This is a genomic window from Pseudomonas sp. NFX15, from assembly GCF_049132105.1.
Taxonomy (GTDB): Bacteria; Pseudomonadota; Gammaproteobacteria; order Pseudomonadales; family Pseudomonadaceae; genus Aquipseudomonas.
In genome coordinates, this window is sequence record NZ_JAFMPV010000002.1 from 335,484 (window position 1) to 355,414 (window position 19,931).

The 19,931-nt window shown below is 56.5% G+C and carries 18 protein-coding genes; 12 read left to right on the top strand and 6 right to left on the bottom strand.

All coding sequences use genetic code 11. The features are described from left to right. Positions 1–101 precede the first annotated feature (101 nt). The 8 genes from wecB to fabF all read left to right on the top strand — a co-directional run bounded on the left by wecB (position 102) and on the right by fabF (position 9,350). On the top strand, positions 102–1,232 hold the full coding sequence (wecB, locus tag J1D76_RS03685; RefSeq protein WP_421137077.1) for a non-hydrolyzing UDP-N-acetylglucosamine 2-epimerase: 1,131 nt from the start codon (positions 102–104) through the stop codon (positions 1,230–1,232). A gap of 14 nt (positions 1,233–1,246) precedes the next feature. Then, positions 1,247–2,500: a glycosyltransferase family 4 protein gene (locus tag J1D76_RS03690; protein ID WP_421137078.1), complete on the top strand. Its 1,254-nt coding sequence runs from the start codon at positions 1,247–1,249 to the stop codon at positions 2,498–2,500. Further along, a complete protein-coding gene (locus J1D76_RS03695; protein ID WP_421137079.1) occupies positions 2,500–3,459 on the top strand; it encodes a UDP-glucose 4-epimerase family protein in 960 nt (319 codons plus the stop codon). Before J1D76_RS03690 ends, J1D76_RS03695 begins: the two co-directional genes overlap by 1 nt. A 2-nt stretch (positions 3,460–3,461) precedes the next feature. Then, positions 3,462–4,490 (top strand): MraY family glycosyltransferase, encoded by a 1,029-nt coding sequence (locus tag J1D76_RS03700; protein ID WP_421137080.1) that lies wholly within the window; start codon positions 3,462–3,464, stop codon positions 4,488–4,490. 90 nt (positions 4,491–4,580) lie between these two features. Next, positions 4,581–6,575 carry a polysaccharide biosynthesis protein gene (locus tag J1D76_RS03705; RefSeq protein WP_421137081.1) on the top strand — a complete coding sequence of 665 codons (1,995 nt, stop codon included), beginning with the start codon at positions 4,581–4,583 and terminating at the stop codon, positions 6,573–6,575. A 112-nt stretch (positions 6,576–6,687) separates the two neighbouring features. Then, positions 6,688–7,023, top strand: coding sequence for a ComEA family DNA-binding protein (locus J1D76_RS03710; protein ID WP_421137082.1), 336 nt, complete (start codon positions 6,688–6,690; stop codon positions 7,021–7,023). Between the two features lie 225 nt (positions 7,024–7,248). Further along, a complete protein-coding gene (locus tag J1D76_RS03715; protein WP_421137083.1) occupies positions 7,249–8,043 on the top strand; it encodes an SDR family NAD(P)-dependent oxidoreductase in 795 nt (264 codons plus the stop codon). Between the two features lie 32 nt (positions 8,044–8,075). Continuing rightward, positions 8,076–9,350, top strand: a complete 1,275-nt coding sequence (gene fabF / locus J1D76_RS03720) for a beta-ketoacyl-ACP synthase II (protein WP_421137084.1) — start codon at positions 8,076–8,078, stop codon at positions 9,348–9,350. Here fabF and J1D76_RS03725 read toward each other — a convergent pair. The 6 genes from J1D76_RS03725 to rfbB form a co-directional block, all read right to left on the bottom strand. Continuing rightward, complete coding sequence (locus J1D76_RS03725) at positions 9,347–9,904, bottom strand: TetR/AcrR family transcriptional regulator (RefSeq protein WP_421137085.1); 558 nt, start codon at positions 9,902–9,904, stop codon at positions 9,347–9,349. The two genes, fabF and J1D76_RS03725, sit on opposite strands and share 4 nt — an antisense overlap. Positions 9,905–10,070: 166 nt before the next feature. Continuing rightward, positions 10,071–10,238, bottom strand: a complete 168-nt coding sequence (locus tag J1D76_RS03730; RefSeq protein ID WP_421137086.1) for a DUF2897 family protein — start codon at positions 10,236–10,238, stop codon at positions 10,071–10,073. 140 nt (positions 10,239–10,378) lie between these two features. Next, positions 10,379–11,743 carry an ethanolamine permease gene (gene eat / locus J1D76_RS03735; protein WP_421137087.1) on the bottom strand — a complete coding sequence of 455 codons (1,365 nt, stop codon included), beginning with the start codon at positions 11,741–11,743 and terminating at the stop codon, positions 10,379–10,381. Between the two features lie 243 nt (positions 11,744–11,986). Then, a complete protein-coding gene (gene rfbD / locus J1D76_RS03740) occupies positions 11,987–12,850 on the bottom strand; it encodes a dTDP-4-dehydrorhamnose reductase (protein WP_421137088.1) in 864 nt (287 codons plus the stop codon). Between the two features lie 37 nt (positions 12,851–12,887). Further along, entirely contained in the window at positions 12,888–13,763 is an 876-nt protein-coding gene (gene rfbA / locus J1D76_RS03745) for a glucose-1-phosphate thymidylyltransferase RfbA (protein ID WP_421137089.1), read from the bottom strand. Beyond that, positions 13,760–14,842: a dTDP-glucose 4,6-dehydratase gene (rfbB, locus tag J1D76_RS03750; protein ID WP_421137090.1), complete on the bottom strand. Its 1,083-nt coding sequence runs from the start codon at positions 14,840–14,842 to the stop codon at positions 13,760–13,762. Before rfbB ends, rfbA begins: the two co-directional genes overlap by 4 nt. 338 nt (positions 14,843–15,180) lie before the next feature. Between rfbB and kdpF the strand changes: the two genes are divergently transcribed. The 4 genes from kdpF to kdpC all read left to right on the top strand — a co-directional run bounded on the left by kdpF (position 15,181) and on the right by kdpC (position 19,805). Next, positions 15,181–15,270: a K(+)-transporting ATPase subunit F gene (gene kdpF / locus J1D76_RS03755; protein ID WP_007899818.1), complete on the top strand. Its 90-nt coding sequence runs from the start codon at positions 15,181–15,183 to the stop codon at positions 15,268–15,270. 8 nt (positions 15,271–15,278) lie between these two features. Then, a complete protein-coding gene (kdpA, locus tag J1D76_RS03760; protein WP_421137091.1) occupies positions 15,279–16,973 on the top strand; it encodes a potassium-transporting ATPase subunit KdpA in 1,695 nt (564 codons plus the stop codon). A 10-nt stretch (positions 16,974–16,983) separates the two neighbouring features. Then, positions 16,984–19,041, top strand: coding sequence for a potassium-transporting ATPase subunit KdpB (gene kdpB, locus J1D76_RS03765; RefSeq protein WP_421137092.1), 2,058 nt, complete (start codon positions 16,984–16,986; stop codon positions 19,039–19,041). Between the two features lie 218 nt (positions 19,042–19,259). Continuing rightward, positions 19,260–19,805, top strand: coding sequence for a potassium-transporting ATPase subunit KdpC (kdpC, locus tag J1D76_RS03770; RefSeq protein ID WP_421137093.1), 546 nt, complete (start codon positions 19,260–19,262; stop codon positions 19,803–19,805). The last annotated feature ends 126 nt before the right edge of the window (positions 19,806–19,931 follow it).

The window sequence follows — 19,931 nt, forward strand, 5'->3', positions numbered from 1 at the left end:
CTTGACTGGGTTGTCGTCCCTTTGATGGATGGCGCTGAGGTTGGTTGCAGATTAGAATCGTCGATTGTTTTATCAATTATTTAAAAATGTGACGTTTAAAAATGAAAAAATTGAAGGTCGTTACTGTAGTAGGGACTCGCCCGGAGATCATCCGTCTTTCGCGCGTAATGGCTGCGTTGGACAAAGATTGCGAGCATATCCTGGTGCATACAGGGCAGAATTACGATTACGAGTTGAACGAAATCTTCTTTCAGGACCTTGGAATTCGTAAGCCCGACCACTTTCTGAACGCCGCAGGTGCCAGCGGAGCAGAGACCATCGGTAACGTCATTATTACTGTTGATCGCGTTCTTGCTGAGGTTCAGCCGGAAGCGCTGCTGGTCCTTGGTGATACCAATAGCTGTATGGCTGTCATTCCTGCCAAGCGCCGAAAGATTCCTACTTTCCATATGGAAGCGGGCAACCGTTGCTTTGATATGCGCGTGCCGGAAGAAATCAACAGGCGTATCGTTGACCATACAGCCGATATCAATTTGACTTATAGCACTATCGCGCGGGATTACTTGCTGCGAGAGGGGCTTTCGCCAGATATGGTGATCAAAACCGGTAGCCCGATGTTCGAGGTGCTTAATCATTATCGCGAGGGTATTGACTCTTCGGATGTGCTGGAGCGGCTTGCACTTGAAAAGGGCAAGTTCTTTGTTGTCAGCGCTCATCGTGAAGAAAACATCGATTCCGACGTTAACTTCGGCAAGCTTGTCACTGTGTTGAATACCGTTGCCTCTCACTTCGGCTATCCCGTTATCGTTTCTACGCACCCTCGAACACAGAAGCGTGTCGATGCCATGGGTGTGAAATTTCATAGTAATGTACGTTTGCTGAAGCCGTTGGGATTCAAGGATTACAACAAACTGCAACTCGAATCCAAGGCTGTACTTTCTGATAGTGGAACAATCAACGAAGAGTCGTCGATTCTCAACTTTCCTGCGGTGAATATTCGGGAAGCTCACGAGCGTCCAGAAGGTATGGAAGAGGCCGCCGTAATGATGGTTGGGTTGGAAGTCGATAGGGTAATGCAGGCACTTCAAGTGCTTGAAGGGCAGGGTCGCGGAGCTGAGCGGAGCCTTCGGTTGGTCTCCGACTACTCTATGCCTAATGTTGCGGATAAAGTGGTCAGGATCATTCACAGCTATCTTGATTATGTAAATCGAGTGGTTTGGAAAAAGTATTGAGTTGAGCTGTAGGGATGCCTGAGAATAAATTAAGGGTTTTGGTGATTACGCAGTATTTTTGGCCTGAAAATATGCGTATCAATGATTTGGTTCGCGATTTTTCAGAAAAGGGTCATCAAGTTACTGTGTTGACCGGTTTGCCCAATTATCCTGAAGGTAAAGTGTTTTCGGAGTTTAGAGCCAGACCTGATGCTTTTAATAACTACTGTGGTGCTCGGGTAGTCCGAGTTCCGCTGATTTCGCGCGGTAAGCGAAGTATCAGCTTGGCTTTGAATTATTTATCTTTTTTTCTCAGTGCCTCTACAGTTGGGGTATTCAAGCTTCGAGGCGAAAGTTATGACGCCATTTTTGTCTATGCTGTATCTCCTATTATGGCAGCTATTCCGGCCGTAGTAATTGGACGTATTAAAAAGACTCCAATATTTGTGTGGGTTTTGGATCTTTGGCCAGAAACTCTTAAGGCGGTCGGAATTCTTCGAAATCCTGCCATGTTGGCGGCGGTTGGACGTGTGGTTGCCTGGATCTACAATCGTTCTGACTATTTACTTTTGCAGTCAAAAGGTTTTGCTGACAATGTAAAGCAGTATTGCACCAGGGAAATTTCTCCAGAGCGGTTGATCTATTTTCCGAGTTGGGCAGAGGACGATTTTTCAACATGTCCGGCGACAGCCTCAACTCTCCTTATGCGAGACGACTCTGTTTTTACCGTTGTTTTTGCCGGCAACCTCGGTGAAGCGCAAGACTTTCCAGCCATTTTAGATGCGGCTGAGACATTGAGAAGTAAGGTTTCGGTACGCTGGGTTGTAGTAGGGGACGGCCGTATGAGCAAGTGGCTGGGTGAACAGGTCGAATCAAGAGGTCTGACTAATGTCGTGCTCTTGGGGCGACATCCTCTCAGCGAGATGCCGGGGGTGTTTGCTTGCGCCGACGCGTTATTGGTTTCTTTGAAGACTAACGAAGTCTTTGAGAAGACTATTCCGGGCAAGGTCCAGGCGTATCTAGCCTCTAGTAAACCAATTCTTGGCATGATCAATGGGGAGGCCTCACGGATTATCGAGGAATCTGGGGTGGGGTTATGTTGCCATTCGGGTGATACTGAAGGGCTTGCTCGTATTACCTTTGAGTTGGCAACTATTTCATCCGCCGAGCGTGATGTCATGGGGCAAGCCGGTCGTGCATACTACTTAAGCCATTTTTCCAAGCCTACACTCCTGAGGCAATTGGAGAATCTATTTCGTCATGCAACTTTACGTAAGGCTGCCAAATAATGCCTAAAAACGTATTCTTGACTGGGGCAACTGGATTTGTCGGAGGCGCAACGCTGAGGCGATTGGTGCACAGCGGCTTTAATGTCACTGTCGCCCTGCGGAGCGGAGCCCAGTTAGTCGAAGATGGAGTTTCGAAGGTTTACGTCAGTGGCTTTGATGGGGCTACATCCTGGAACGACAGCCTAAAGGCGGTAGATGTTGTCATTCATGCTGCAGCTCGTGTTCACGTAATGAACGATACAGAGGTTGATCCTCTTGCTGCGTTTAGAAGGGTTAATGTAGAAGGAACGCTGAGTCTTGCACGCCAAGCGGCCTCGGCGGGTGTCAAGCGATTTATTTTTATCAGTTCCATCAAGGTCAATGGTGAGGGAACGGAGCCGGGTATTGCCTATTCGCCGGACGACAAGCCAGCTCCGGCAGATCCTTATGGTATATCCAAGATGGAGGCCGAACAGAACCTGCGCGCGCTTGCTGTAGAGACCGGAATGGATGTTGTTATTATTCGACCGGTATTGGTTTATGGCCCCGGGGTCAAAGCTAACTTCAGAAACATGATGCGATGGCTGGAGGCAGGTATTCCATTGCCATTTGGAGCGATTCACAACAAACGAAGTCTTGTCGCTCTGGATAACTTGGTGGATTTGATTGTGACGTGCATCAGTCACCCAGCCGCAACCAATGAGACCTTCCTGGTCAGTGATGGCGACGATCTGTCTACAACCCGGTTACTGCGAAAAATGGCGACAGCCCTTGGGCGGAGCGCTCGCCTCTTGCCTATACCTGCCTGGGTGTTGCAAAACGGTGCGGCATTGCTGGGAAGAAAGGATCTATCGAACAGGCTGTGTGGATCTCTGCAGGTTGACATCAGTAAAACTCGGTCTTTGCTGGAATGGTCACCACCAGTCTCTGTTGATGATGCATTGAAGGCCACAGCACAACATTTTCGAGAAAGTAAATAACAATGATCTATTGGTGGGCAATTCCTGCAGTAGCTAGCGTTTCGTTTATTTTGACGGCAGTATTGCGCCGCTATGCGTTGGCTCGGAGCATCGTCGATATTCCTAATGCACGCAGTTCTCACTCAATACCCACCCCGAGAGGTGGCGGTGTCGCAATAGTTGTCGCGTTTTTGTTGGCATTGCCATTTCTTGCCTGGGCACAACTGGTAACCATTCCCGCAGTGGTTGCACTCGGTGGTGCTGGTGCAATGGTAGCGATTATCGGGTTCATGGATGATCACGGCCACATAGCTGCTCGTTGGCGTCTACTTGGACATTTTTGTGCTGCGGTCTGGTCATTGTTCTGGCTAGGTGGCTTTCCTCAGATTATCGTTTTTGGCATGACTCTGGACCTTTCATGGTTCGGGGTGATCTTGGCTGCGTTCTATCTTGTGTGGATGCTCAATCTCTACAATTTCATGGATGGAATCGATGGTATTGCCAGTATCGAAGCCATTACTGCATGCCTGGGGGCTTGTTTGCTGTATTGGCTGAGTGGATACGAATCCCTCATGTGGGTCCCGATTACATTGTCAATGGCGGTGAGTGGGTTTCTATTCTGGAATTTTCCCCCTGCCCGGATTTTCATGGGGGACGCCGGGAGCGGCTTCTTGGGCGTCGTGCTTGGAATCCTCTCAATTCAGGCCGCCTGGACGGCTCCGGAATTGCTTTGGGCGTGGCTGATCCTTTTGGGTGTATTTGTCGTCGATGCTACTTTTACCTTGGTCCGTCGCCTGATTCGCGGTGATAAAGTTTACGAAGCTCATCGCAGTCATGCGTATCAATTCGCATCGCGCAAATATCGTAAGCACCTGCCAGTCACGCTGGCGGTTGGGGGACTTAACGTTTTGTGGTTGCTTCCAATCGCCCTCAGCGTTATCGAGTTTGGAGTAGATGGTGCATTGGGCCTGGTAGTCGCCTACATTCCTCTGGTGATTCTGGCCATAAAATTTCATGCCGGTGAAATCGAAGAGAAACAGGCGCTCAGTTGATTCCTGATATTTCAGTATCGAGTGCGTCAAGAGACGTACACTGGTCAAGTACGATCAAATGGGGAGCGGTTCGAGGTGTACGACGGAGTTATGGTTAAGTTACGCAAGTTGTTGCTGGAGTTACCTCGCCGTCAAAAACGGCTGATTCAGGTATCGGCCGACGTCGTTCTGGTATGGGCAGCGTTGTGGCTGGCGTTCTTGGTTCGCCTCGGCATCGACGATATGGCCAACCCCCTGATTGCACACTCATGGCTTTTTTTGAGTGCCCCGGTTGTCGCCATTCCCTTGTTTATCCGATTTGGCATGTATCGCGCTGTGATGCGTTATTTTGGCAACGATGCGCTGATCGCGATTATCAAAGCAGTGAGTCTGTCATCGCTGATCCTTGGCATCATTGTGTACTGGTATAGCAATCACCAGAATATTGTCCCGCGCTCGATCATATTCAACTATTGGTGGCTGAGCCTGATCATGATTGGTGGGCTGCGACTGGCCATGCGTCAGTATTTTCTGGGTGACTGGTTCAGCGCTACACGGCATGTTCCATTTGCAAATCGTGACGACGGTCTGCCGAAAGTAGCTATCTATGGAGCAGGCGCAGCGGGCAACCAACTTGTTGCGGCATTGCGAATGGGCAGGGTAATGCGGCCTGTTGCCTTTATCGATGACGATAGTGGAATTGCTGATCGAGTCATTTCGGGACTGCAGGTTTATAAACCCAAGCATATCCAGGAAATGATCGACAACACTGGGGCTCAGGAAATTCTACTCGCGATCCCTTCGTCAAATCGCGGTCGTCGTCGTGAGATACTTGGTTTCCTCGAAGGTTTTCCGCTGCATGTACGAAGTGTTCCTGGGTTTATGGATTTGGCGAGTGGTCGGGTCAAGGTCGATGATATTCAGGAAGTAGACATTGCGGACTTGCTGGGCCGTGACGCTGTTCCGGCGCAAGTCGATTTGCTTGCACACTGCATCACTGGGCAATCCGTTCTTGTTACTGGCGCAGGAGGCTCAATCGGTTCAGAGCTTTGCCGTCAGATCCTTTCTTTGCGGCCGACAACACTGCTGTTGTTTGAGCACAGTGAGTTCAACCTCTACAGCATCTTGTCCGAGCTTGAACAGCGGGTCGCTCGCGAGTCTCTGCCCGTGCGGCTGTTGCCAATTCTTGGTTCGGTACGCAATTCTGATAAGTTGCTCGACGTCATGAAGACCTGGCGTGTGGATACTGTTTACCATGCCGCCGCCTATAAGCATGTGCCGATGGTTGAGCACAATATTGCAGAAGGCGTATATAACAATGTCATCGGTACATTGAATACAGCACAGGCAGCGCTTAAGGCAGGAGTCGCTAATTTTGTACTGATATCAACAGACAAAGCCGTGAGACCTACCAATGTCATGGGGAGCACGAAGCGCTTGGCCGAGTTGTTGCTCCAGGCACTGAGTAGGGAGTTGGCACCGGTATTATTTGGCGACAGCTGCAATATTTCTCACGTCAACAAAACACGCTTCACCATGGTTCGCTTCGGCAACGTCCTGGGGTCTTCTGGTTCAGTCATTCCGTTGTTCCACAAGCAAATTAAATCTGGCGGGCCGCTGACGGTCACTCATCCGAAAATTACCCGCTACTTCATGACAATTCCCGAGGCTGCTCAACTGGTCATTCAAGCGGGCTCGATGGGGCAGGGCGGTGATGTTTTCGTGCTGGACATGGGCGAGCCCGTGAAAATCGTCGAACTCGCGGAGAAGATGATTCATTTGTCAGGTTTGAGTATTCGCTCGGACAAGAATCAGCATGGGGATATTTCCATAGAGTTCACCGGCTTGCGCCCGGGAGAGAAGCTTTACGAAGAACTTCTGATCGGTGACAACGTGAGTGCAACCCAGCATCCGATGATCATGAGCGCTAATGAAGACCATTTGTCATGGGATGTTCTTAAGGTAAAGCTTTCGGAATTGCTCAACGCCGTCCAACAGGATGACTACACCCGCGTCCGTCAACTCCTGCGCGAAACCGTCAGTGGCTACACCCCCGACGGCGATATCGTCGACTGGATCTACCAGCAACGTCGCCTCGAACCCTGATTGTTTCACATCCTGTAACGGACGCATTTTTGACACGCTCCAGACATCGCCTAAATTTTGAAAGCAGCTTCGGAAAAGCTGCTTTCTCAATCGATGTCATGGAGCGTCATTTATGCGTACTGGCTATTTCTACTCCCTCGTTTTTGCCCTGCTGACCAGCACCTCAATCGCTGTAACCGCCGCGCCCGCAGTCAAACAGGACGCTGCAAACCCTCCTGCGGTCATGGACGTGTCAGTGAAAGACCAGTCCGGGAAAATCAACCTCAACGCGGCGGATGCAGTGACATTGCAGCGTGAACTGTCCGGGGTGGGCGAGGCGAAGGCAAAGGCGATTGTTGCTTATCGTGAGGATAATGGACCGTTTGCTTCAATCGAAGAGTTGCTCGAGGTCAAGGGTATTGGCAAGGCCATTCTCGATAAAAACCGCGACAAGCTCGAGGTGAACTAAGCTTGTAGATCAACGCCAGAAGGCCGGTCATTGACCGGCCTTTCGCATTCTGGCAAGCACGAGTGCTCTGCTTGGCAGGGGATAACTGTCGTCGGCCCTTTGTCGGCATGGAAAAATTACGGCTATCATATTGGTATTAAATTATGCCTATAATTAATTGGTCATCTGACACTGCGACCTGAATCTCAGGCGCCAGGTTCCCATTCGCTTCTTAGGAGCACCGCCATGAATTCTGTTCAGTCCCAAGGTACAGCCCTCGTTACGGGTGCATCGTCCGGTATCGGCGCGGTATACGCCGAGCGCTTGGCAGCACGCGGTTTTGATCTGCTGTTGGTTGCCCGCGATCAGGAGCGCCTTGAGGCAGCGGCTAGCACGCTGCGTGAGGAGCATGGCGTTCACGTTGAGGTGCTCAAGGCCGATCTGACTCAAAAAGAGGACGTGCTCAAACTCGAACAGCGTCTGCGCAGTGATTCGAGTATCAGCCTGTTGCTCAATAACGCTGGTGTAGCGGCAGATGGTTTGTTGGCCAATGCCGATATGGATCAACTGGAGCGCCTGATTCAACTGAACATCACGGCAGTCACACGACTCGCATCGGCAGCCGCTGGCAGTTTTGCCAAAGCGGGGCGCGGCACGATCATCAATATTGCATCCGTGGTGGCACTGTTTCCTGAGCGCTTCAATGCTACCTACAGTGCCAGTAAGGCCTATGTATTGAGCCTGACTCAATCGTTGAACGCCGAGCTCAATGGCACCGGGGTGAAAGTTCAAGCGGTGCTGCCGGGTGTGACGCGCACCGAGATCTGGGAGCGTTCGGGCATCGATGCTTCACAGATTCCCGCAGACATGGTGATGGAGGCGGATGAGATGGTCGATGCCGCGTTGTCTGGCCTGGATCAGGGCGAGTTGATCACCATTCCTTCGTTGCCGGATGCTGCAGACTGGGATGCATTCGTTGCAGCCCGCCTGGTGATGGCACCCAATCTTTCCAAAAGCAAAGCGGCCACACGCTACCAGTGAGGCTTTATCCATCGGCTTGAGGTATGTGCGGTATGAGTGATCGTCGAGTGGTTGTAACGGGCATGGGCCTGGTGTCACCGCTGGGGAGTGGTGTCGAAGCGGTCTGGAGGCGCCTGCTGGCCGGGCGTTCCGGGTTGCGCAATTTGCCGGAAGAGGTGGTCGCCGATCTGCCGGCCAAGGTCGGTGGTGCTGTGCCGACCCTGGCGGATGATCCAGAAGCAGGTTTCGACCCGGATCTCGCGACGCCGCCCAAGGAACAGAAGAAGATGGATCGCTTCATTCTGTTCGCCATGGAAGCTGCGCGTCAGGCGCTAGCACAAGCGGGTTGGCAAGCAGTGGATGCCAATGCCCAGGAGCGTACGGCCACGATTATCGGTTCGGGCGTGGGTGGTTTCGGGGCGATTGCCGATGCGGTGCGCACGACCGACAGCCGAGGGCCGAGGCGTTTGTCTCCCTTCACCATTCCGTCGTTTCTGGTCAACCTCGCCGCGGGCCATGTCTCGATCCAGCACGGGTTCAAAGGCCCGTTGGGTGCGCCGGTCACCGCGTGTGCTGCCGGGGTCCAGGCCATCGGCGATGCAGCGCGGATGATCCGGGCGGGTGAGGCGGATATCGCGGTCTGTGGCGGCGCGGAAGCGGCAATCGATCGCGTCAGCCTGGCCGGTTTTGCGGCGGCACGTGCTTTGTCCAGTGGGTACAACGATACGCCGGAGCGCGCTTCGCGACCGTTCGACAGTGACCGCGATGGTTTTGTCATGGGTGAAGGGGCCGGGCTGTTGGTCATCGAATCTCTTGAACATGCGTTGGCGAGAGGGGCTCAGCCGTTGGCAGAACTGGTCGGTTACGGCACCAGCGCTGACGCCTATCACCTGACCGCCGGCCCCGAAGACGGCAGCGGTGCGCGGCGGGCCATGACGCTGGCGTTGGCTCAGGCCGGTGTTTCACCGGCTCAGGTCCAGCACTTGAATGCTCATGCAACATCGACTCCTGTAGGTGATCTGGGGGAACTGGCCGCGATCAAGGCGTTGTTCGGTGTGCAAAATTCAATAGCGGTCACTTCGACCAAATCGGCAACTGGCCATTTGCTCGGTGCCGCTGGTGGTCTTGAGGCGATCTTCACGCTGTTGGCGATCCGCGATCAGATCGTACCGGCTACGCTCAATTTCGATCGTCCTGATCCCGCAGCCGAAGGTGTCGATATTGTTCACGGTCAGGCGAGGCCAATGGCTATTGAATATGCGTTATCCAACGGCTTCGGCTTTGGTGGGGTCAACGCCAGCGTTCTGTTCAAGCGTTGGCAGGGTTAATCCTTCGATTCTTTGAGGTGTTCGCGCGTGACGTCGAGAATCCGTTGGGCAAACCCGGCGTCGGCGACACTGCGCGATAACAACAGCGCGCCGACCAGCGTGGACATGATGACGATGCTTCGAGCGGCGCTGTTCTCTGTGTCCAGCGCTTGCTGGATCTGGTCGAGTCGTGCCTGGAGGACCGCATCGCTGGTGGGGCTCGGTTGACCGCGCAGTCCCAATTCAGAGGAAATGGTCAGAAGCGGGCAGCCTTCGTGAGGCGAGGTTTGATGCCATTCGGAGAGGTAAGCATCGATAAAGGCATCGAGTGGGTGTTCCTCGGCAAAGAGTTGCGCACATAATTCGTCGACTTGTACACCCGCCTCTTGCAAGGCTTTTTCGACCAGTTCGTCTTTGGACTTGAAGTGCGAATAAAAGCCACCGTGGGTCAGGCCCAGTGCTTTCATCAGGGGTTGCAGCCCGGTCGCGCCGATACCATCGCGTCGGAAACGTGCCGAGGCTTCCTTGATTATGCGTTGGTGGGTCTGGGCTTTATGGTCCTGCGAGTAACGCATCTGATATCTCCGCATCAATGCGGCCATATTAACCAATGAAAATTGCATGGTGACTGTACTTCTACTTCTAAAAAACATGCAGATGCTTCGATATGGGTACAAAACAGCATGATTTCGGGAGGTTTCGCGCAAAAACAAACCCCGCCGGCCAAGGCGGGGTTTTCAGTCAGCGGTCCTGCGCTTCCTTGGCGTCCATTTCCGCATTGCGTTCGGCGACGCGTTTACGTTGCTCTTCGGTCAGCTCGACCTTGGTGGCGGTGTCGCGCAGCATCATCAGACCACCAATGATCGAGCCGATGGCAACGACCAGAATCAACCAGGCATACCAGGGCATAGGACTCTCCTTGAAAGCAGGCGGGTGGGCGAGGGTTCGCCGACCGATCATGCATACCACTTTGAGTGATGGGCTTTGATCGCAGTTCCATCGCTATCGGCCCATTCTATGCCTCTTGCACCAGGATCACTCGCGGCGTTTCAGTGCCCGGTCAACATGGCATCTGCCGGGGCGTCGGCCCGCAGTTGGGCGGTGAGCATGAAGTACACGAAACCGGCCACCATGAAGCCCAGGAAAATCAGGCCGATCAGCGCGTTGAACCAGGCCATTGCCACCAGGCACACCACCGCCAACATCAACGCAACGAGCGGCACCAGCGGGTAGCAAGGTGCGCGAAAGGTGCGCTCCAGGTTCGGCTCTGACTTACGCAGTTTGAACAGGCTGAGCATGCTCATGATGTACATCACGATGGCGCCGAAGACGGCCATGGTGATCATCGCGGCGGTGAGCGTCATGCCGCCGAGGTTGATCAAGCCGTCGCTGTAGATTGCCGCGATGCCGATCACACCACCGGCGATGATCGCCCGGTGCGGCGTTTGAAAGCGCGACAGTTTGGCCAGGGATGCGGGTAGGTATCCGGCGCGGGCCAGGGCGAAAAACTGGCGCGAGTAGCCCAGGATGATCCCGTGGAAACTCGCCACCAGGCCGAACAGTCCGATCCACACCAGCATGTGCAACCACCCAGAGCTTTCACCCACTACGGTTTTCATCGCTTGTGGCAGCGGGTCATTGATGTTCGACAGCGCGCGCCAGTCTCCGACACCGCCGGCAAAGAACATCACGCCCATCGCCAGCAACACCAGCGTCAGGATGCCGCTGATGTACGCCTTGGGAATCGTGCGCTTCGGGTCCTTGGCTTCTTCGGCGGCCATGGCTGCGCCTTCGATGGCGAGGAAGAACCAGATGGCAAATGGGATCGCCGCGAACATCCCGGCAATCGCTGGAACGCCGAACACATCGGAGCCAGCCCAGCCGTTGAGCGCAAAGTGGCTGAAGCTAAACGCCGGGGCGACTACGCCCATGAACACCAGCAGTTCCGCGACCGCCAATACGCAAACCACCAGTTCGAACGTTGCGGCCAGTTTCACCCCGAGGATGTTCAGGCCCATGAACACGATGTAGGCCCCGACTGCCGCGTGTTTCGGGTCCAGGGCCGGAAACTGCACGTTGAGGTAGGCGCCGATGGCCAAGGCAATCGCGGGTGGAGCGAAGACGAACTCGATCAGTGTCGCCAGTCCGGCAATCAATCCGCCTATCTCGCCAAAGGCACGACGGCTGTAGGCAAAAGGACCGCCCGCGTGAGGGATGGCAGTGGTCAGTTCGGTGAAGCTGAAGATGAAGCAGGTGTACATGGTGGCGACCATGAACGACGTGACCAGAAAGCCCAAGGTCCCGGCCACGCCCCAGCCGTAACTCCAGCCGAAATACTCCCCGGAAATCACCAGACCGACCGCAATGCCCCACAGATGCAAGGTGCCCAGCGTGGGTTTGAGTTGTGTGTTCATGCGCTTGCTCCCTGATTTGATTGGAACGCTCAGGGGAGGGCTGTGCAGTCGACGTGCCATTTTGGCAAATTGCGTCGTATTGGGCCGAAAGCTGTCGTATCGGGGATGTTCGCGGCCGAGTGCGCGAACTTTAATGCGTCAAGCGAGGGCGCCGTTGCCAGCGGCGCCGCTTTCTCGAGCAACTCGCTATACCCAACCGGTTCATTTTCCGACACCGGCGCGGGTAGCGCTTGATGCCTGGTTCTATTCGGCAAGGCACTCGCGTAGTGCTGCCTGCCAGTCAGGTTGACTCACGCCCCATTCCCGTTGCAAACGGGTGCAATCCAGACGTGAGTTAAGCGGTCTGGCGGCAGGCGTTGGATATTCGCTGGAAGAAATCGGCAACAGGTTGGCGCAAGGCTTGCCCTGCTGTCGCAAGGCTTCGCCGATGGCCTCGGCAAAGCCGAACCAGGAGGTTTCGCCTTGCGCCGTCAGGTGGTACGTCCCCCACTTTACAGTCTTGTTTGTCTGCCAGTGTTCGATCAGGGCGAGGGTGCTCTTTGCGATGGTGCCGGCCCATGTGGGGGCTCCGATTTGATCGGCGACCACACGCAGCTCCGGCTTTTCCTGCAACAAGCGCTGCATGGTCAACAGAAAGTTGCGGCCATGGGTTGAATAGACCCAGCTGGTGCGCAGGATCAGGTGTTTACCCTGCACATCGCAGACGGCCCGCTCGCCGGCCAATTTGCTCTGGCCGTAGACCCCGAGCGGGTTGGGCGCGTCGTCCTCGTTGTAGGGGGCGTCTTTCTTCCCGTCGAAGACATAGTCCGTCGAGTAATGGATCAGCGGGATGTCGAGGGCAAGCGCTTCCTTGGCAAGGATGCCGGGCGCTACGGCGTTAATCGCAAACGCTGATTGCGGTTCGCTTTCTGCCAGATCAACCGCAGTGTGGGCTGCCGCATTGATGATCAGGTCAGGTCGAAGGGTCTGCACCTGACGGCGAATCTGATCGGGTTGGGCGAGATCGAGCTGATCGCGCCCGAGCACGATCAGTTCGCCGACGGCACCCAGTTGTCGTTGCAACTCATGAGACACCTGACCTTGGCGGCCGTTGATGAGTATTTTCATGAGGTCAACGCATTCTCGTCACAGGGTCCCACCGAGGTCATTGTGCTTCCCCCGCCAGTTTCGCCAGGTACTGGCCATAACCGGTCTTGCCAAAATACCGCGCTCGGTCCAGAAGTCGTTCACGGTCGATCCAGCCGTTTTCATAGGCGATCTCTTCCAGGCAGGCGACTTTCAAGCCTTGGCGGTGTTCGATGGTCTGCACGTACTGAGAGGCTTCGAGCAAGCTATCGTGAGTGCCGGTGTCAAGCCAGGCGAAACCACGACCAAAGCGCTCGACTTGAAGGTCGCCCCGCTGCAGATAGGCATTGTTGACATCGGTGATTTCCAGTTCACCGCGAGGCGAAGGTTTAACCGCCTTGGCAATCTCGATCACGTCGTTGTCGTAGAAATATAGCCCGGTTACGGCATAGCTGGATTTCGGTTGTTTCGGTTTTTCTTCAATCGACAGCGCATGACCATCGCTATCGAAATCGATCACGCCGAAGCGCTCCGGGTCTTTGACCCAGTAGCCGAACACGGTGGCGCCGGACGCGCGTTTAGCCGCGTTTTTCAACTGATCGCCGAAGTGCTGACCATGAAAAATGTTGTCGCCGAGGATCAGGCAGACCGGATCTTTGCCAATGAACGTCTCACCAATCAGGAACGCCTGAGCCAGACCATCCGGTGATGGTTGCTCGGCGAAGCTGAAGTTCACACCGAACTGGCTTCCGTCCCCGAGAAGATTGCGGTACTGCGGCAGATCCTGAGGTGTGGAAATCACCAGTATGTCTTTGATGCCGGCCAGCATCAGCACCGAAATCGGATAATAGATCATCGGTTTGTCGTAGACCGGCAACAGCTGTTTCGACACGCCGAGGGTAATCGGATGCAGGCGTGTGCCTGAGCCACCCGCCAAAACAATGCCTTTCATCATGCGAGCAGCTCCTTGGAATTGATGGCACCCAGGCGTTCGCCCTGATAGCTGCCATCTTGAACACGTCGGCACCATTCCATGTTGTCCAGGTACCACTGAACGGTTTTGCGCAGGCCGGTTTCGAACGTCTCTTCGGGCGCCCAGCCCAGTTCGCGTTCAATCTTGCCGGCATCGATAGCGTAGCGTAAGTCGTGCCCAGGGCGATCCTGGACGAACGTGATCAGGTCGGCGTAGTGCGCCACCCCTTCAGGTTTGTGCGGCGCCAACTCTTCAAGCAAAGCACAAATGCCGCGTACCACGTCGATATTCTTTTGTTCGTTGTGGCCGCCGATGTTGTAGGTTTCGCCGACGGCGCCGGTGGTCACCACTTTGAGCAGCGCCCGGGCGTGGTCCTCGACATACAGCCAGTCGCGCACTTGCAGGCCATTGCCATACACCGGCAGCGGCTTGCCGGCCAACGCGTTGAGTATCACCAGCGGAATCAGTTTTTCGGGGAAATGAAACGGCCCGTAATTGTTCGAGCAGTTGGTCAGCAGCACTGGCAGGCCATAGGTTCGCTGCCAGGCGCGGACCAGGTGGTCGGACGCTGCCTTGCTGGCGGAGTAAGGTGAGCTCGGCGCGTAGGGTGTGGTTTCCGTAAACAGATCGTCGACACCATGCAGGTCGCCGTAAACCTCGTCGGTCGAGATGTGATGAAAGCGGAAAGTGCTTTTCTCGGGTTCCGGGAGCGCTTGCCAATAGGCACGGGTCGCTTCGAGCAGGCTATAGGTACCGACGATGTTGGTCTGGATGAATTCAGAGGGGCCGTCGATGGAGCGATCGACGTGGGATTCCGCAGCCAAATGCATGATTGCATGGGGCTGGAAACGAGCCAGCACGGCTCTGACCGTCGCCTGGTCCACGATATCGGCCTGAACAAACTCGTAGCGAGTGTCATGGGCGATGCTGGTCAGTGATTCGAGGTTGCCCGCATAGGTCAGTTTGTCCAGGTTGAGCACTTCATGCCCAGTGTGTTGAATCAGCTCGCGAACAAGGGCCGAGCCGATGAAACCGGCACCGCCGGTAATGAGGATACGCATGTTGGACCAGCCTTCTTCAGTAATGCGGATAGCGGTAGATTGCAGGCACGCGCGGGGCGGTGCAAGAGCTGTCGAAACCATCGGGTTCCGTCATGCCTGTCGGGCCGCTTATCAAGGTTGCCTCCATCACTCGCGGCGTCGCGAACAGGTGCCGTGTAGAAACGGCACCATCGGTTTTTCCCAGGCAAAACACTTCTTCGCAGCGCTGTAACCCCCGCCCAACCCCACTCTTTACACTTTCTTTATGCCCCGCCCACACCCTCGCTCTCGTTCTTTTACAGCCTCCTTTCCGACAATGACTCCACACGCGGCAATACGCCGTAACACGGAGATCTTCCATGAGCGTTCTGGACGGGGTGTCGCTGCTGCTGGCAGTGGGGCTGTTCATTTATCTGTTGGTTGCGCTGTTGCGCGCGGACCGGAACTAGGAGCGGCTATGCACAGTTATGACTATTGGCTGATCCTTGCGTTTTTCGCGTTGGTATTGGTCCCGGCGCCGTTTCTCGGGCGTTTCTACTACAAGGTAATGGAAGGGCAGCGCACCTGGCTGACGCCGTTTCTCGGTCCGGTCGAACGCGGTTGTTATCGTCTGGCCGGCGTCGATCCGCAGGCCGAACAGAGCTGGCAGAAATACACGCTGGCCTTGCTCGCCTTCAACCTCGCGGGTTTCCTGCTGCTGTTCGCGATCCTGTTGTTCCAGGGCCACCTTCCGCTGAACCCGCAGAACCTGCCGGGACAGGAGTGGACGCTGGCGTTCAACACCGCCGTCAGTTTCGTGACCAACACCAACTGGCAGGCCTACAGTGGTGAAGCATCCCTGAGCTACTTGAGCCAGATGGTCGGCCTCACCGTGCAGAACTTCGTCAGCGCAGCCACCGGGCTGGCGGTACTGGTCGCGCTGTGTCGCGGCATCGGTCGCAAGTCCACCCGGACCCTGGGCAACTTCTGGGTCGACATGACCCGCGCCACCCTCTATGGCTTGTTGCCGCTGTGCCTGCTGCTGGCGCTGTATCTGGTCTGGCAGGGCGTGCCGCAAACTTTCGCGCAGTACGTGAATGCGGTGACGATGCAGGGTGTTGACCAAGTGATTCCGCTGGGACCGGCTGCCAGTCAGATTGCGATCAAGCAATTGGGCACCAACGGTGGTGGCTTCTTTGGCGTGAACTCGGCGCATCCGTTCGAGAACCCGACGGCCTGGAGCAATCTGTTCGAAATGGCCTCGATCATTCTGATCCCCGTCGCGCTGGTGTTCACCTTCGGCCATTACGTGAAGGACCTGCGCCAGAGCCGGGCGATCATCGCCTGCATGCTGGCATTGTTCCTGATCGGCGGCGCCACCTCGCTATGGGCCGAATACCAGCCGAACCCGGCCCTGAACAATGTCGCCGTCGAACAGACCGCGCCGCTGGAAGGCAAGGAAGCGCGCTTCGGCACCACCGCCACCGTGCTGTGGTCGGTGACCACCACGGCGGCGTCCAACGGTTCCGTGAATGGCATGCACGACAGCCTCAACCCGCTGAGCGGGATGGTGGCGCTGGTCAATATGATGGTCGGCGAAGTGATCTTCGGCGGCGTCGGTGCGGGGCTCTATGGGATGTTGCTCAACGTGCTGATTGCCGTATTCCTCGCTGGCCTGATGATCGGCCGCACGCCGGAATACCTCGGTAAAAAACTGCAAGCCAAAGAGGTGCAGCTGTTGGTGGTGACATTGATGGTCATGCCGATTGGCGTACTGGTGCTCGGCGCGATTGCCGCCAGCCTGCCAGGCCCGGTGGCCGCCGTGAGCAACCCGGGTGCCCACGGTTTCAGCCAACTGCTCTACGCCTACACCTCGGCCAGTGCCAACAACGGTTCGGCGTTTGGAGGCTTCGGCGCCAACACACCCTTCCACAACCTGATGCTGGGCCTGGGCATGTTGATCGGTCGCTTCGGTTACATCCTCCCGGTGCTGGCCCTGGCCGGCAGCCTGGCGATGAAGAAAACCGCACCGATCGGGCAGAACAGCTTCCCGACCCACGGCCCGCTGTTCGTGACCTTGCTGACCGTGACCATTTTGCTGGTGGGTGGCCTGACCTTCCTGCCGACGCTGGCACTGGGTCCTATCGCTGAACACTTGAGCATGGGCTTCTGAGGAATCAATGATGAATATGCCCGTAACCAAAACTGTCGCCGCCAAGGCGCCGGAACAACCCAAAACCGCGATCTCGGCCTTGTGGCGTCCGGCGCTGCTGCAAGCCTTCGTCAAGCTCGACCCACGGCAATTACAGCGTGCACCGGTGATGCTGGTGGTCGAACTGACCGCGATCCTGACCACCGTTCTGTGCTTCGTACCCGACACGGCGGTACCGACTTTCGTCGCCGCGCAAATTGCTCTGTGGCTGTGGTTCACCGTACTGTTCGCCAACTTCGCCGAGGCCTTGGCCGAAGGTCGCGGCAAAGCCCGCGCCGACAGCCTCAAGGCCGGCAGCGAAGGTTTGAGCGCACGGCGTAAAACCAGCAACGGCACCTTTCAGGTGGTGCCCGCCGCCAGCCTGCGCAAAGGTGATGTGGTGCGCGTCGAAGCGGGGGAGATGATTCCCGGTGACGGCGAAGTGATCGAAGGCATCGCCGCGGTTAACGAGGCGGCGATCACCGGTGAATCGGCCCCGGTGATTCGCGAGTCCGGCGGCGACCGTTCGGCCGTCACCGGCAACACCCGGCTGGTGTCCGACTGGCTGCTGGTGAAGATCACCGCCAACCCCGGCGAGTCGACCCTGGACCGCATGATCGCCCTGGTCGAAGGCGCCAAGCGCCAGAAAACCCCGAACGAAGTGGCGCTCGACATCCTGCTGATCGGCCTGACCCTGATCTTCCTGCTGGTGGTCGTGACCCTGCAACCGTTCGCCCACTTTGCCAATGGCAGCCTGCCACTGGTGTTCCTGGTGGCGCTGCTGGTCACGTTGATTCCGACCACCATCGGCGGCTTGCTCTCGGCGATTGGTATCGCCGGCATGGATCGTCTGGTGCGCCTGAACGTGATTGCCAAGTCCGGTCGAGCTGTGGAAGCGGCGGGGGACGTCCACGTGCTGCTGCTGGACAAGACTGGCACCATCACCTTCGGTAACCGTCGCTGCTCGGCGGTGTATGCCGCGCCTGGTATTACCGCCAAAGAATTGGCCGAAGGCGCGTTGTTGGCGTCGCTGGCCGATGACACCGCGGAAGGCAAGTCGATTGTCGAGTACCTGCGCGGCATTCATCCGCAACCGGAGCCGAGCGCTGAGGTGCTGACGGCGGTGCCGTTCAGTGCTGAAACGCGTTTGTCCGGTGTCGACTATCAGGGTCGCGTGTACCGCAAAGGCGCGGTGGATTCATTGCTGGCCTTTGTCGGCCTCAAACGTGCCGACCTGGCACCGGCCTTGTCCCGCGAAGTCGACAAAATTGCGCAAAGCGGCGGCACGCCGTTGTTGGTGTGCGCCGACGGCAAGCTGCTCGGTGCGATCCATTTGAAAGACGTGGTCAAGCCAGGTATTCGCGAACGTTTCGCCGAGCTGCGCAAGTTGGGGATTCGCACGGTGATGGTCACCGGCGACAACCCGCTGACCGCTGCTGCAATTGCCGCCGAAGCCGGCGTGGATGACGTGTTGGCCGAAGCCACACCGGAGAAAAAACTGGCGCGCATTCGTCTCGAGCAGAACGACGGTCGCCTGGTCGCCATGTGCGGCGATGGCGCCAACGACGCCCCGGCGCTGGCCCAGGCCGATGTCGGCATGGCGATGAACGATGGTACGCAAGCGGCGCGTGAGGCGGCGAACATGGTCGACCTCGACAGCGACCCGACCAAGCTGCTGGATGTGGTGCAGATCGGCAAGGAATTGCTGGTGACCCGTGGCGCGCTGACGACCTTTTCCATTGCCAACGACGTGGCCAAGTACTTCGCAATCCTGCCGGCGCTGTTTGCCGCGATCTACCCGCAACTGGGCGTGCTCAACGTGATGCACCTGAGCAGTCCGCAGAGCGCGATCCTCTCGGCGATCGTGTTCAACGCCTTGATCATCGTGGTGCTGATTCCGCTGGCATTGCGTGGCGTGCGGGTGCAGGCAGCGAGTGCGGCCGCGTTGCTGCGGCGCAACCTGCTGATCTATGGCCTGGGCGGGATTCTGGTGCCGTTCGTGGGCATCAAGGCCATCGATATGCTGTTGACGGCGTTGCATCTGGTTTGACTGCTTTATGACGGCATGGCGGCTTTTTGTGGCGAGGGGGCTTGCCCCCGTTCGACTGCGAAGCAGTCGCCAACCCGTTTCTCGCTATCTGTTTGAAGGAATGAGGTAGTCGGTTTTGGGGTTACTGCGTAACCCAATGGGGGCAAGCCCCCTCGCCACACAGTCTGGTGGCGTGCTCAAGATTGATTTCTGTGTTCACTGAATTCGAGGATTATGAAATGTCCACTCTAATACGCCCGGCCCTGAGCCTGTTGGTCCTGATGACGCTGATCACCGGCGTCGCCTATCCCTTGGTGGTCACCGGCGTGGCCCAGGTCGCATTCCCGGACCAGGCCAATGGCAGCCTGGTGAGAGATGCCGAGGGCAAGGTCCGCGGCTCCTCGCTGATTGCCCAGGATTTTGTAGGCGACGCCTGGTTCCACCCGCGTCCTTCGGCCGGTGCTTTCGCCACGGTGTCGAGCAGTGCCAGCAACCTGTCGCCAAGCAACCCGGCGCTGGCCACGCGGGTGATCGACGATGCCAACAAACTGTTGGTGCCAGAGCAGGGACCGGTGCCATTGGCGTTGGTGACCACCTCCGGCAGCGGTCTCGATCCACACTTGCCTCCGGCCGCAATTGCCTATCAACTGGCGCGAGTGGCGACGGCGCGCAATCTGCCGGTGGCGACATTGCAACAGCTGCTGGATGCCCACATCGAGCAGCCGCTGGTAGGGCCACCCGTGGTGAATGTGCTGGAGTTGAACCTGGCGCTGGAAAAACTGTAATTCAGCGGCGCACCCATTCGCGAGCAGGCTCGCTCCCACATCGGATCGCGCATCCCTGTAGCAGCCGGCTTGCTGGCGAGGGGGCCCGACCAGTCACCGACTCAACATCCGAATGAGAGATCCCCA